12 protein-coding genes are annotated in these 13819 nt (G+C 60.8%); 9 read left to right on the top strand and 3 right to left on the bottom strand.

The window, feature by feature from the left end; genetic code table 11:
• Window positions 1-3 precede the first annotated feature (3 nt).
• The 6 genes from ACIQC5_RS22240 (at window position 4) to ACIQC5_RS22215 (ending at window position 5760) form a co-directional block, all read left to right on the top strand.
• The gene (locus ACIQC5_RS22240; RefSeq protein WP_400287267.1) at window positions 4-585 is read left to right on the top strand and encodes an adenylate kinase; all 582 of its coding nucleotides are present in this window, start codon (window positions 4-6) and stop codon (window positions 583-585) included.
• Window positions 586-838: 253 nt separating this feature from the next.
• Entirely contained in the window at window positions 839-1573 is a 735-nt protein-coding gene (locus tag ACIQC5_RS22235) for a DUF5058 family protein (RefSeq protein ID WP_400287265.1), read from the top strand.
• 22 nt (window positions 1574-1595) lie between these two features.
• On the top strand, window positions 1596-2345 hold the full coding sequence (locus tag ACIQC5_RS22230) for a hypothetical protein (RefSeq protein WP_091325255.1): 750 nt from the start codon (window positions 1596-1598) through the stop codon (window positions 2343-2345).
• Window positions 2346-2432: 87 nt separating this feature from the next.
• Window positions 2433-3623 carry an amidohydrolase gene (locus tag ACIQC5_RS22225; RefSeq protein WP_400287266.1) on the top strand — a complete coding sequence of 397 codons (1191 nt, stop codon included), beginning with the start codon at window positions 2433-2435 and terminating at the stop codon, window positions 3621-3623.
• 90 nt (window positions 3624-3713) lie between these two features.
• Window positions 3714-4700: an Lrp/AsnC family transcriptional regulator gene (locus ACIQC5_RS22220; RefSeq protein ID WP_400287264.1), complete on the top strand. Its 987-nt coding sequence runs from the start codon at window positions 3714-3716 to the stop codon at window positions 4698-4700.
• A gap of 100 nt (window positions 4701-4800) precedes the next feature.
• Window positions 4801-5760 carry an IS481 family transposase gene (locus tag ACIQC5_RS22215; RefSeq protein ID WP_400287263.1) on the top strand — a complete coding sequence of 320 codons (960 nt, stop codon included), beginning with the start codon at window positions 4801-4803 and terminating at the stop codon, window positions 5758-5760.
• A 13-nt stretch (window positions 5761-5773) separates the two neighbouring features.
• Here ACIQC5_RS22215 and ACIQC5_RS22210 read toward each other — a convergent pair whose 3' ends face one another.
• Genes ACIQC5_RS22210 through ACIQC5_RS22200 form a run of 3 tightly spaced genes read right to left on the bottom strand, consistent with a single transcriptional unit; the run spans window position 5774 to window position 8763 of the window.
• Window positions 5774-6427: a family 16 glycoside hydrolase gene (locus ACIQC5_RS22210; protein ID WP_400287262.1), complete on the bottom strand. Its 654-nt coding sequence runs from the start codon at window positions 6425-6427 to the stop codon at window positions 5774-5776.
• Window positions 6420-7418 carry a zinc-binding alcohol dehydrogenase family protein gene (locus ACIQC5_RS22205; RefSeq protein ID WP_400287261.1) on the bottom strand — a complete coding sequence of 333 codons (999 nt, stop codon included), beginning with the start codon at window positions 7416-7418 and terminating at the stop codon, window positions 6420-6422. Before ACIQC5_RS22205 ends, ACIQC5_RS22210 begins: the two co-directional genes overlap by 8 nt.
• Window positions 7411-8763, bottom strand: a complete 1353-nt coding sequence (locus tag ACIQC5_RS22200) for an MFS transporter (protein WP_400287260.1) — start codon at window positions 8761-8763, stop codon at window positions 7411-7413. The genes ACIQC5_RS22205 and ACIQC5_RS22200 overlap by 8 nt, the downstream gene beginning before the upstream one ends.
• Window positions 8764-8870: 107 nt before the next feature.
• Between ACIQC5_RS22200 and ACIQC5_RS22195 the strand changes: the two genes are divergently transcribed.
• The 3 genes from ACIQC5_RS22195 (at window position 8871) to ACIQC5_RS22185 (ending at window position 13761) form a co-directional block, all read left to right on the top strand.
• Entirely contained in the window at window positions 8871-9383 is a 513-nt protein-coding gene (locus tag ACIQC5_RS22195) for a PadR family transcriptional regulator (protein WP_400287259.1), read from the top strand.
• Between the two features lie 849 nt (window positions 9384-10232).
• The gene (locus tag ACIQC5_RS22190) at window positions 10233-11438 is read left to right on the top strand and encodes an MFS transporter (RefSeq protein ID WP_400287258.1); all 1206 of its coding nucleotides are present in this window, start codon (window positions 10233-10235) and stop codon (window positions 11436-11438) included.
• A 73-nt stretch (window positions 11439-11511) separates the two neighbouring features.
• Window positions 11512-13761, top strand: a complete 2250-nt coding sequence (locus ACIQC5_RS22185; RefSeq protein ID WP_400287257.1) for a glycoside hydrolase family 3 C-terminal domain-containing protein — start codon at window positions 11512-11514, stop codon at window positions 13759-13761.
• The last annotated feature ends 58 nt before the right edge of the window (window positions 13762-13819 follow it).

Below are 13819 nucleotides of genomic sequence, written 5' to 3'. Positions count from 1 at the left end.
AGAATGCTGATCATTGGACCTCCCGGTTCGGGCAAGGGTACGCAGGCTGAGCGGATTTCCGAGCGCCTCGGCGTAGTCGCCATCTCCACCGGCGACATCTTCCGTGCCAACGTAAAGGGCGAAACCCCTTTGGGCATCGAAGCCAAGAAGTACATGGACGCCGGTGACTTTGTTCCGGACAGCGTCACGAACAACATGGTTCGCGACCGCCTGAGCCAGAGCGATGTCGAAAACGGCTTCCTCCTGGATGGCTACCCGCGCACCACCGCGCAGGTCGACTACCGGGACCAGATTCTCGCTGAGGATGAGCAGGAGCTCGACGTCGTGCTCCAGCTGACCGCTGACGACGAAGAACTGGTCACCCGTCTCCTGGGACGTGCCAAGGAGACCGGCCGCTCCGACGACAACGAGACCGTCATCCGGCACCGCCTGGATCTCAACCACGAGCAGACCGAGGCGGTTGTGGCCAAGTACGCCGAGCGTGGCATCCTCACGCAGGTTGATGGCATCGGCGGTATCGATGAAGTTACCGACCGTGTCCTCACGGCAATTGCCCTGAGGTTAAGACCAACACCAGCTACCTAGCTTTCCTGAACCGCGCGACTGTCCGCGCCACCGATGAGCCCCCTCAAGCAACAGAGGGGGCTCATCGCATTTAACCGTGCCTCCGGTCAATTAACACTGCGGCCCCACAGTGGATACACGACAGAAACGTGCAAAGTATGTACTTAACGACACATAGTGCTGTAGAAATGAAACAAGCAGTCACTGTAGTCAAATCAATCAAGCCTTTCAGACGTCCAATGGCGGACGCTGTCATTCCTTCAAGGGAGAAAACATGGTTGTTGCAGCTATCGATCCCAGTTCCACAGACATCACCCCCCTCATTCAGCACCCGGTGTTCTGGGTGTGCGCCGCCGGAGTTTTCGCCGTCGTAGTCCTTCAATCGGTCATCTATTACAAGGCGATCCGCAAGGCAGCCCCAGCCGCGGATCTCACTCCTGAGCAAGTCACGGCTTCAGTCCGAACCGGTGCCGTAGCAGCTATAGGACCCTCGCTTGCTGTAGCGCTCATTGCCATTTCGTTGCTCCCGCTGTTCGGGACGCCTGCCGTGCTCACCCGCGTAGGTCTGGTGGGGTCAGCGGCCTTTGACGTCGCCGCAGCCGGAATATCCGCCGGCACACAGGGCGCACAGCTCGGTGGCCCCACTTACACACAGAAAATCTTCGCTCTGGCCTTCGCAGCCATGACGATCGGCGGGTTGGCATGGATGCTCTCAGCCCTGGTCCTCACTCCCATCCTGAGTAAGGGCGACGCCTCGCTGCGGAAAGTCAACCCAGCCGTCATGACCGTGGTGCCAACAGCGGCTCTTTTGGGCGCCTTCTTCACACTGGTATTCACAGAGGTGGTTAAATCGCCAGTCCATATGGTCACCATCGCGGTTTCAGCCGCAGCAATGGGTGTCTTCCTGCTGCTGGCACGCAAGCTGCGGCTTCCGTGGCTGCGCGAGTGGGGGCTCGGGCTTGCCATCATTGTGGCCCTCGCGGCTGCCTTCTTCATGACCGCATCCTGAAACCCCCGAAAGGAGCAACCTGATGTCTACGACAACATCTACTGACAAGTCCGCAGGATTTGCCACGTTCGACCGCACCACCTCCATCTGGGGACCAATCACCTTGGGACTCGGGCTACTCATCTCCCTCGGCGCAGCACTCTACGCTGCCTTTGGCTCCGGCATGGGAATCTCCACTACTGAACTGCTTACCGCAGTGGCTGCCGTCCTCGCGACGTTCGGAGTGATCGCCATCATTGAGCCGATCTCGTACTTCCCGATTCTCGGTCGGTCAGCCATGTACCAGGCGTTCCTCATCGGCAACATCGCCAACAAGCTCCTCCCGGCAGCCGTTGTGGCTCAAGCCAATCTGGCCGAAAGGCCCGGGACGCGCCGGGCCGAGCTCATCGCGGGCAGTGCCATCATCGGAGCGGTGCTGGTCCACATCACCACGTTGGTTCTCTTTGTCGGCGTCCTGGGTACGTGGTTGCTGGGCACCCTGCCCGCCCCACTTATTGCCACCGCCCGCGTCTACATTCTTCCCGCAGTCTTCGGAGCGGTGGTGCTGCAGAGCGTCCTAGCCATGAAAAGCCGCCGCACCACCATCGTGGCGGTCATTGTTGCTGCACTCATGGTCTTCGTCGTAGTGCCGCTGGCCCCGGCCCTGACACACTACGCCACGGCACTGGCAGTGGTCACCACCATAGCCATCGCCTGGTTTGCCAGGGCCAAAACGCCGCCACGTGTCGCTGATCCTGTGGTGTCAGGCGATTCCGCCACACAAACCCGCTGAGCCACACACCCACTGAAAGGAAACACGGAATTGTCCACTACCACTAAGGTCCAACTAACCGCCACAACAGAGGTTCCCGAATCGTTTATCAACGATTACGTCGAGGTCTACAAGCATCTGCACGCCCATCCCGAACTTTCAGGGCAGGAATTCGAGACAGCGTCGTACATCGAATCGCATCTCACAGGACTGGGGATAGAAAATTTTCGTTGCGGCGTCACGGGAGTCGTCGGCATCCTTGAAAATGGCGACGGACCTGTCGTCGGGTTTCGGGCCGACACAGATGGCTTGCCAATAGCCGAACAGACTAAATTGGACTACGCGAGCACCGACACCGGGAGGCTGCCCGATGGCGCCACTGTTCCCGTGATGCACGGTTGCGGCCACGACACTCACATCACGGCCGCGTTGGCGCTGGCAGCACTCCTCACTGAACGGAGGGACCTCTGGTCCGGCACGTTGGTTCTCATATTCCAGCCAGGGGAAGAAACAGCCTACGGAGCAAAGGCCATGGTTGACGATGGTTTGTGGGAACGGGCACCAAAGCCCGAAGCCGTCCTCGCACAGCACGTCCTAGCCCTTGAACGGGGGAAGATCCTGATCCGCGGCGGCCACATGGCAAGCCTGGCAGACTCGTGGAAAGTCACAGTCCACGGCAAGCAAGCCCACGGTTCGCAGCCGCAGGAATCGATCGATCCCATCGTGGCCGCCGCCGCCATGGTCCTCCGCCTCCAAACCATCGTCTCCCGGGAGCTCGCGCCCTCGACCCCCGCAGTGGTGACCGTCGGAACGTTCCATGCCGGTCTCAAGGAAAACATTATTCCCGAGTCTGCGGAATTCACTATCAATGTTCGCACCCCGGATGAGGCGACCAGGGACACTGTGCTCACGGCCATCCGCCGGATCATCGCTGCCGAGGCTGCCGCATCGGCCATGCCCGCACCCACCGTAACGGAACTGAACAGCTTTCCACGCTGTTACAACGATCCTCAAGCCGCGCTGCGCGTCATGGACGCGTTCGCCGCGGACTTTGGCCCCGACGCCGTAACGGAAGCTCCCTTGGGCATGGGATCCGAGGACGCAGGATGGCTCAGTGACGCCATAGGCGTTCCAGGGGTGTATTGGGCATTCGGCGCCTACGAACCCGAACTCTTCGCCGATGGAACCTCACCGGCCGGCAACCACTCGCCGTTTTTCGCACCCGACGCCCACACCGCCGTCATCGGCGGAACCGGGTCGGCACTCTCCGGAGTGCTAGCCTATCTGGGCCGGGACTGATGGAGAGGGGTGGCCCACGAGCGCGCCACCCCTCCGCCGGCGGCATCTGTTTGACCCAAACGCGGGTGGGCGCCGGCGAAAGGAACCGAATTGGAACAGTTGGACACACTGGACCGGCAAGTATTGGCCGCGCTCGTCCGCAACGGTCGGGCACCGTGGAGGCTGATCGCTGAGGTCCTGGGCCAGCAGGAACGGACGGTTGCCCGCCGGGGAAACAAGTTGCTGGAGTCCGGCGTTGTTCGCATTAATGCCTTCGTAAATCCTATGGCCGTCAGCACGAAGACCGCCTTTCTGCTCCGCTTGAAGGTAACTCCCAGATATCTGAGAAGTGCCTGTTCCTGGCTTGCCGACCTTGAAGAATCCGCTTGGGTCAGCGGATTGGCCGGGTCGAACGAAGGGGTGGCCGAACTTTTTCTTCCCAACGACGGTTTGGCCGAGCTGCTCTATGAACGTCTTGCCGACATCGATGGTGTCCAGTCGTTCACCATGACGCCGCTGTTTGACTACTTCAGGACACCATCCGGCTGGAGGCCCGACGTCTTGGACAGGGAGCAATACGACGCCTTGCACAACGATGAAGATGGCCGGTTGGCGCGGCCCTTGGGCCACCATGGGCCCCTCGATGAGACCAACCTCATGATTGCACGACACCTCCAGAACAACGGGCGGGCCTCAGTGGACGAGATTGCTTCGGAACTGGGTGTCTCCAAAGCAACCGTCAGCCGACGCCTTGACACCATGACCGGTTCCGGAGCGCTGTTCATCAGGGCTGTCCTGGATCTGAACCTGTTCGGGTTCCCCCTTGAATCTCTTCTGACCATCAGCTGCGCTGGAGGGCAGACGCAGAAACTGGGCGAGTATCTGGCCGGTCTTTCCGTAACGAGGTGGGCCGCTGCATCCGGCGACCAGCTTCACGCCCAGGTAGCAGCGGCCACGATGGATGACCTGCGCATCCTGGTGAACGAACTCCACGGCCGCGAGGGTGTCGTCTCCGCCCGGTCATCGATGTTCGCGGAAGTCTTTAAGCGAAGCACACTCCGCTACCGCAACGGATTGCCAGAAGATTCCGTCGCCTAGATGTACTCGGCCATGACGTTGGTGACATGGGTCTTGAAGTGAGGAGGACCCCCGGGGCTTAGTGGAGGTATCTGACATCTTCACGGCCACGGAGGTCCTCATGTCCCACGCTAATGCCCGCTTGACCATTCACGGGAGATTTCTTCTCGTTGAGAGGGTGATCGGTGATCAGCGGCCGGTTGCCCACGTGGCGAAGGAATTGGGTATTTCCCGGCAGTGCGCCCACCGCTGGGTAAAACGGTTCCGGGCCGAGGCCGAGTCCGGCCTTCTCGACAGATCCAGCCGCCCTCACAGGAGTCCGTCGAAGACCTGTTCCGAGCGGGAGGACGCTGTGGTCGCGGCCCGGACGGAACTCAGATGTGGGCCGGCGCGGTTGAGCCGAGCCACCGGGGTCCCCGAACGAACGATCTCGCGGATCCTTGTCCGACGCGGCCTGCCGCCCCTTGCTGCCTGCGATCCCGTTACCGGGACGCTCATCCGGGCCACCCGGGCAACGACGGTCCGCTACGAACGCCAACACCCAGGCGAGTTGATCCATGTGGACGTGAAGAAACTCGGGAGAATCCCTGATGGTGGAGGCTGGCGCGCCCACGGCCGCTCGGAGAAAGTCCGTGGGCGCGGCATCGGGTTCAACTACATCCACGCAGCCATCGATGACCACACCCGACTGGCCTACGCCGAAATCAATCCGGACGAAAAAGGCACAACCGCTGCCGGGTTCCTCCTTCGAGCTGCAGCTTTCTTCAAAACCCAGGGCATCGGGAAAATCGAACGCATCTTCACCGATAACGCCTTCGCCTACAGACACTCCACCGCATTCAAGACCGCCGCAACACAGATCGGCGCGCAACAACGATTCATCAAACCCCACTGCCCCTGGACCAACGGCAAAATCGAACGCTTCAACCGGACCATGGCAGCCGAATGGGCCTACGCCAAACCATTCGCCAGCAATACCGAAAGAGCCGCAGCGCTTGACCCTTGGCTGAACTACTACACCACTGAACGCATCCACACCGCCATCAAGGACACCCCGATCACCCGAGTGTCACCAACCTAATGGCCGGGTACACCTAGAGCGCTGTGACACTCAGCTTGGAGAAGAACGCTTCGGTTCCAATATCGACCCACAGTCCCATCCTCCCGCGAACCGGCGTTGCCTTGGTCTCATTCACGGAAAGCACTGGCACGCCGTTGACGCTGACCCGGACACTCCGGCCCTCCACTTCGAGCCTCAGTCGGATCCATTCGTCCGGGCCAATGTCTGCCTTGGCTTCATAGCGACCGTCCGGATACTCGTGGCGGAGTCGTTCAAAGTCCCACTCGGGGTAAGCGAAATACTGCAGGCCGCGGTTCACTCGGGGACCTGGTGGGTTGAGCTTCGCGCCGTTGAGCGGCCGAACATAGACAGCCTCAAAGCGGCGATCATCCTCCGAAATGCGGTAAGCAATACCGGCAAAGGCCCGCGCATAGTCGGGAGCCCCGGCAGCTAAACGGGCGAACACATCCACTTCGACGACGCCGTTCTCGAATTCCAAGGGAAGCAGCACGAACGTGGGTTGGTCAATGTAGTCCACTCCCGGAACGCCCCCGGCGGCTTCCTCTGTTAGCTCGACTCGAAGTGCCGCCCGACCCGCAACCTCGATGGGCTGCGCGGTGACGGACTTCAACAAGGCACCTTCGGGCAGCTCGTCCAGAGGCAGCGTTACTACGTCTGAGTCAGTCATTGAGGTTTCCTTCCACTGTGACCACAAGTTTTCCAGCTACCGAGCCGTCTTCCATGTCCTGGTGCGCTTGGACAATCTGATCAAAGGCATAGGTTTTGCCGATGGGGACCGTAACATGTCCGTCCTCGACAGCCTTCAGGAAGTCCTGCAGGACAGCCTCCGGCAGGTCACTCGCTTCGCCGGAATATGCCGTGAGACGGACGCCGTTGGGAATGAAGTCGATCGGATAGAAGTCCTTGACGGTCCATTCATCCGAGAGCATGCCAGTAAAGCAAACCGTTCCGTGGACCGCTGTGGCCCGCAATGTGTCCTTCAGCGTGGGCGTGCCCACCAGCTCCACGGCACTGCCCACTCCCTCCGGGAAAAGCGCCCGGACTTCCTCGGCGATCGCCCCTGAATCAACCACCACATGGTCAACGCCAGCATCGAGGAGGGCCTGGGTTTTGGCGTGATTCCTGGTGGTGGAAACCACCGTCATGCCCCGACTCTTAGCTAGCACTGCCAACGCCAAACCGATGGATGAGGTACCACCGCGGATGAGCAGGCTGCTGCCGGGCGCGGCATTCACCCCCACCGTCAGGGAGCCGTTGGCGGTTTGCAGCATTTCCGGCACCGCGCCGAGGGTGGCCCAGTCGAGGCTGCTCCTAAAAGGAACTACATTGGCCGCGGGCACCAGGACGTACTCGGCGTAACCGCCGTCGAACGTCCTGCCCATGCCGCCCATCAGGGCGGCGGCCTGAACGCCAGCTTCGAATTCACCGCCGGGGGCTTCAACGACAACTCCGGTGGCCTCGATCCCGGGAATGCGCGGGAAGGATCCGAACGAGCCCAATCCTCTGCGGAAATGGAACTCCGAGCGGTTGAGTCCGAAGGCACGGACCTTGAGCAGGACCCAGCCTGGCGTGGCGACTGGTCGCGGAACGTCCCGAATCTTGAGGGCATCGGGCGCTCCGGGACCGTCGAGGACGATTGCACGCATCAACTCAGGCATGGTTGCTTGCTCCTTCTGGTTCGGTTTCGTGGTCGGTCACGACGGGCGACATACCCGCCGTCGAAGGTGTTTGGTGCCCTGCGGTTTCCGGTCCGCGGCGGATCGCCGGGATCGCGGCAAGGGCGACGACGGCAATCAAGACGCCGGGGATCAGCGGCCACCCGCTGGTTTCGCTGAGCGCTTGGACGGCGTAGGGTGCGGTGCCGCCGAAGATGGTGGTTGCGATGGTTCCGCCGATCGCAAGGGCTGTGAGTCGGCCACGAACATCGAACTGCTCTGGGATGGCGGAGGCACCGACTGCGCTAAGGCTTCCGGCCAGGCACGCCAGAACCACCACTGCCGCAATGGCCAGGGGTGCCGAGGATTGGCCTGCCGCGGCGAACACCGGAACCGGAAGAACCACAGCCCCTATCGCCAGGATGAGCAACGACCGGCGCCGCCCGAAGCGGTCTGACAGCCAACCGGCCAAAGGTGACGCAATAACGACGACGGCGGCCGCGAGCGTCGCCAGCGCAAGTGCGGACGATTCGGTCCAGCCTTGGAGGGAAACCAAATACGTGGGCAGGTAGATAATGCCGACGTAGTAAGCAGCGGAAACGAGACCAGAAATGACGAAGGTGCGAACTATGGCCCGCCATTGGCGCCTGATGACCAGAGGCATCGGTTCCTTGGCTTTCTGTTCACTGCTCTTAATGAAGAGCGGCGTCTCCGGCAGACGGGTCCTCAGAGCAAGGATCACTGCGGCGAGCACACCGCCCACCATGAAGGGGACCCGCCACCCCCACTCCTCCATCTGTGGCGCGGGAAGAACTGCGATGGTGATGGCAGCGACACCAGCGGCCAGCAGCGCCCCAATTTCGCTGGCCGCAGCGGCGAGGGACGTCACCAGCCCCCGCCTCTTAGGATGACTGCTCTCCAAGAGGTAAGTCATGACGCCCGTGTATTCGCCGCCCACAGAGAAGGCCATCACACAGCGGAGCAGCAGGAGCCACACCGCAGCGGCATCGCCAACCTGGGCATGGGTGGGCAGGATAGCCGTGCCGATGGTTGCCAACAGCATCAATGCCATGGACGCCAACAGCACGGGTCGCCGCCCCCAGCGGTCCCCCACATAACCAAATACCAAGCCGCCCACCGGCCGCAGCAGGTAGGAAACAGCGAACGTTCCAAGGGTCATGAGGACGCTTGTAGCGCTATCACCGAAGAACACTCCGGACAGGACGGCGCTCAGATACAGGAACAGCGTGAAGTCGTACCATTCCACCACAGTTGAGAAGACGGCAATGGTGAGCCGTCCGCGGCTTAGGCCAGGCGGCGATGTGGCAGTTGCTGGTGATGTCGGCATGGGGAAGTCCTTCGCAGGGAACAGGGATGGGCTTTACCTCGAAGCGAGGTACTCTTCATCCCAACGATACCTCGTTTCGATGTATTCCTTCAGGTAGTATGAGGTTTGTGCTTGAACTTATGATTCTGGGATTCCTCACCAAGGGGCCGCTCCACGGCTACGAACTACGCAGGAAGATGCACGAGCTGTACGGCTTCGCCCGGGACATCAGCGACGGCAGCCTCTACCCCGCCATCGCCCGGCTCATCAAAGCCGGACTCGTGGAACGCCACCTAGAGAAGGGGAAAGCGGCACAACGCCACACTTTGGAACTGACCGGCGAAGGCCGCAAGGACCTTCGGTCGCGGCTTCGAAACGCTTCCGGGAGCGACGTCACAGATCTTGGAAGGTTCATGGTGATCCTTGCCTTCCTATCGGAACTCCCCGACATCGCGGAGCAGCATCAAGTGCTCCAACGGCGGCTGGAGTTCCTCGAGGCCCCCGCCAGCTTCTTCTATGAGGATGGGCGACCACTGCGGAAGGCGGAGATTACGGACACTTACCGCCAAGGAATGATCACCATCGGCCGGGTAGCAAGTCGCGCCGAGATCGCGTGGATCAAGGAAACCCTGGCCTCATGAGGCGCGCGACGAAACCCCGAGTTCTCGCCTGACCGCAGGCATGATTTCAGCGGCAAGGATCTTCTCCACCGCCTGCTGCGCACTTCCAACCAGCAACCCGCCGCCAGGGTCGGACCAATGATGCAAGATGGGCCGCGACGAATAATTGGCGATCCCGCCCCGCCCTAGTCGTAGATTCCGGCCAATAGTTATCGGCTCGCAGGCGCCGCCACACCCTCGCAGCGAGGGCACTGAATGACCCTATGTGCAGCCAGCGGAAGACCGAGATGCTGCGAATTTCGACCCGCCCCCACGGCGAACTAGCCAATTCATGACCGACAGCCAGGCGCCAGCCCGAAAACTCCAGTGGAGGCACTGGTCAAGCAACGTCACACCGTAAAACACAAGCACCCTCTAACGAGGATCCGCCGCACTGAGGTGTAACTCGGATGAGCGTCAGCCCTAGGGAACGCGGGGAAGACGTCGTTCTCGGTTATTGCTGAGCTGTACTGCGGCCGCGGCTTGGGGCGTCGCGGCACCCCACCACTGGAGGACCGCGTCCATCACCCGAAGAAGCTGCCGGTCGCGTCAGTGCACCCCCTGGGGGTTCTACACAAACCTTTACCAGAGTGGAATGGGTCTGTTAGGATCGGGACACTTTCCAATATTTACCAACTTGGTAAATATTCAATGCAGACTTCGCGGTCTTCGACACTGCCGCCGACAGGCGAATCGTTTATGTGACCGCGGAAAGTTCATTATGAAGCAAAGGTGCTTGTCATGCCCGCTCTCCCCACCCCGTCGGCGAACAGCCTTAAGCCACCTTCGACGGCTGCATCCTTCACGTCCCCGACTCCTCGCCGTGGATTCTTGTTCTTCCTCGTCTTTGCTGCCATTGGTGCCGCCGCTGCTCAGATGAGTGTGACCCTATTGACTCTTTCGCTGAAGGCTAATCAGATTGATGCCAGTGACGCCACCTCAATCCTGGCTCTTGTCAGCGGAGCGGCGGGAATTGTTAGCTTAGTCGGCCTGCCGATCATCGGGCGATTGAGCGATCAGACACGTTCCCGGGCCGGACGGCGACGCCCGTTCCTGCTTGCAGCGGCCGCTGCGTTCTCTGTCGGTGCCGTGACAATGATCGTTGCCAACGATGCTTGGTCACTCATGCTGGCAAATCTTGCGTTTACGCTCGGCTCCGTATGCGCAGGGGTCAGCACGACGGCATTAATCGCAGATCAACTGCCGTCGAACCGGCGTGGCCTGCCTTCAGCCCTCATCAGTCTGAGCACGCCGGTCGGAGCCCTGGTCGGTATCGGTCTGGGCCAGCCGTTCGGGACCTCGATCGTGGCATTGGTGCTCAGCCCAACACTCTTGGCCGTAGCAGGTCTGGTCAGCCTCACTGTGTTTCTTCACGACCCGCAGGTCACTCAGGAGCGGCGGCCCTTCAGTTTCCTCGAAGTCATCGGCGTCTTCTGGGTCAATCCACTCCGCTATCCCGGGTTTGCTCTCGCGTTTGCCAGTCGAATGCTCGTGTTCTCCGGGGTGGCAGCCCTCAATACTTTCCAGGCGATCTATTTGATCGACAATTTTGGTTTCGCGCCGAAAGATCTGGGTCAAGCGATCCTGCTTACAGTTCTCATCAACACTGTGGTCTCGTTGCTAGTGGCTCCGCTCATGGGCAGCCTCTCCGACCGGCTCGGACGCAGAAAGCCCTTCGTCGTTATCGCCGCCACAATCCTTGCCGTCGGACTCCTGATGGCGGCATCAGCCGAAACGTTCGCGTTCTACCTGGTGGCCCTCGTCGTGATTGCCGTTGGACAGGGCGTCTACTTCAGCGTCGAGCTTGCACTGGCAACACAGGTGCTTCCGGACCCTGAAAATCCCGCCAAAGATCTCGCTCTGATAAATGTGGCAAACAACCTGCCGGTATCAATTGTCGCTACGGTCGCGCCGGCAATCTTAGCCATAGGGGTAACAGCAAACGATGCCAAGAACTTCAGTGCACCCTTCATAGCCGGCGCCATCTCAGCGCTGATCGGAGCCCTCGCCATCGCTTTCATACGCAGAGTGCGCTGACCACCGACAACCAGCATTATTCTTGCCCCCACCACAACACGTCTTCACAGGCGGTAGAAACAGGAGAACCACCGTGTCCGAACCGAATGCAAAGCTCGATGCACTAATTGAGAATCTTACGGACGAGGAGCTCGCCGCCTTAACCTCAGGCTCTGACTTTTGGAACACTCAGGGCAACAATCGCATAGGTCTGACGCCCATCATGGTTACCGACGGCCCTCACGGTCTACGCAAGCAAACAGCGGACAGCACCGGAATAACACTCAACGGCGCTGTCCCAGCGACATGCTTCCCCACGGCTGCCGCCCTCGCTTCGACGTGGGATCCGGGCATCCTGCAGTCGGTGGGAGCCGCGCTCGGCACGGAGACTCGCAGTCAGCGTGTCGGCGTAATTCTCGGCCCCGGTGTAAATATCAAACGTCATCCGTTGAACGGCCGGAACTTCGAGTATCTTTCTGAAGACCCACTCCTAGCAGGTGACCTTGGCGCCGCTCTGGTGCGGGGCATTCAGAGTCAAGGCGTAGGCGCTTCCGTGAAGCACTTTGCGTGCAACAACCAGGAGACCAACCGCGCACGAATATCTGCGGACGTCGACGAACGCGCCCTCCGCGAAATCTATCTGAGACCTTTCGAACGCGTCGTCCGTTCGGCCAAGCCTTGGACACTGATGACGGCAAACAACCGCATCAACGGTGTCTACGCCTCCGAACATGCCGAGCTTCTCTCTGTGCTGCGCAACGTGTGGGGTTTTGACGGCGTTGTCCTGTCCGACTGGGGCTCAGTATATGACCGGGTTGCGGCGTTACGGGCCGGGCTTGACCTCGAAATGCCAGCTAATACCCGCGCCGACAGCGAAGTGCATGCCGCAATAGTGCGCGATCCAGCTATCAGAGCAGCCGCGCAGGAAACAGCCCGCAATCTTCTACGCCTGGCTGATCGGATCACCCACGAAACCGACAACAGCAAGGCTGACTATGATGCCCATCATGAACTGGCCCGTGCAGCCGCCGCTCAAGGTTGCGTGCTTCTCACCAACGACGGCACACTTCCTCTCCACCCAAGCCCAGGGCAGCGAATAGCGGTCATTGGAGCATTCGCGGCGACACCCCGTTATCAAGGAGCCGGCAGTTCACGCGTGACCTCTACGCGAGTTGATGATGCGCTAACGGCACTCAACTATGCCCTGCCCTCCGGCGTCCAGGTCGACTTTGCCCCGGGGTTCAGTACCGAGGATCCGTTCGCCGACGACAGCCATCGGCGACAGGCGATTGACGTCGCCCGGACAGCCGACGTCGTCCTCCTGTTCTTGGGGCTTCCTGAAGGTGACGAAGCGGAAGGAACAGACCGCACTGACTTCTCCCTTCCCCCCTCTCAGCTACGCCTACTCGGGGACGTTCTTGACGTACACGAACGTGTCATAGTGATCCTCTCCAACGGCTCGGCAGTGGAAATGCACTCGTGGGCCCACCGCCCGGCAGCGATCCTGGAGACTTGGCTGGGTGGGCAGGCCGGCGGGTCCGCGGTCATCGACGTTTTACTGGGAGCGATCAACCCTTCCGGCCGGCTCGCGGAGAGCATTCCGATCAGGCTTACGGACTGTCCGGCCAACATCGGGTGGCCCGGCGAAGAGGGGCACGTCCGTTACGGTGAGGGCATCCATGTGGGCTACCGCTACTACGACACATACAACATCCCTGTGGCATTTCCCTTCGGCCACGGTCTTTCCTACACCAACTTCGAGTACACCTCCACGGCTGATGTGGTCAGCGACGGCATCTGGGTCAGCACGACCGTCAAAAACGCCGGAGCCCGTTCCGGACGCGAGGTGGTCCAGGTTTACGCAAACCATCGAACCCCTGGAATTCACCGCCCCCGGCGTGAACTGGTCGGTTTCGGTTCCATCGCTCTTCCGCCCGGCGAAACCGGCACCGTCAAGATCAAAATCGCCAATGAGGATCTGGCCTACTGGTCCGTTGCCGCTGCGGACTGGGCTGTGACCGAAGGACCCCTCACCCTTGAAATTGGCGCCTCGTCGCACGACATCCGCGAGACCCACACAGTAACTCTGCCCGGCAACGGGGTACGTGAACCGATGACCCTGGGACACACACTTCATGAATGGCTGGATGATCCTGAAACCGGCCCTCTCGTTCGAGCCGCATTCGGCCTCAAGCACGACACTGACCTTCTGCCCGTGCCCCTCGACGATCCCGAAGTCCTGAAACTTGTCGGCGGAACCACCATGGGCAAATTCGCTTACTTCGGAATGGGTTTGGATCAGGCCTCCATCGATGAAATCCTGCACACGCGCACCACGCGCTGACAAACGTCATCACGGGTCCGGGGCCGAGCCGGGTTTCATTGCCAGGGACCCAGACATC

This window comes from Paenarthrobacter sp. NPDC092416 (assembly GCF_044755025.1).
GTDB lineage: Bacteria > Actinomycetota > Actinomycetes > Actinomycetales > Micrococcaceae > Arthrobacter.
Note: the sequence above shows the minus strand (reverse complement) of the source record. Positions and strands in the feature narration are given on the sequence as shown.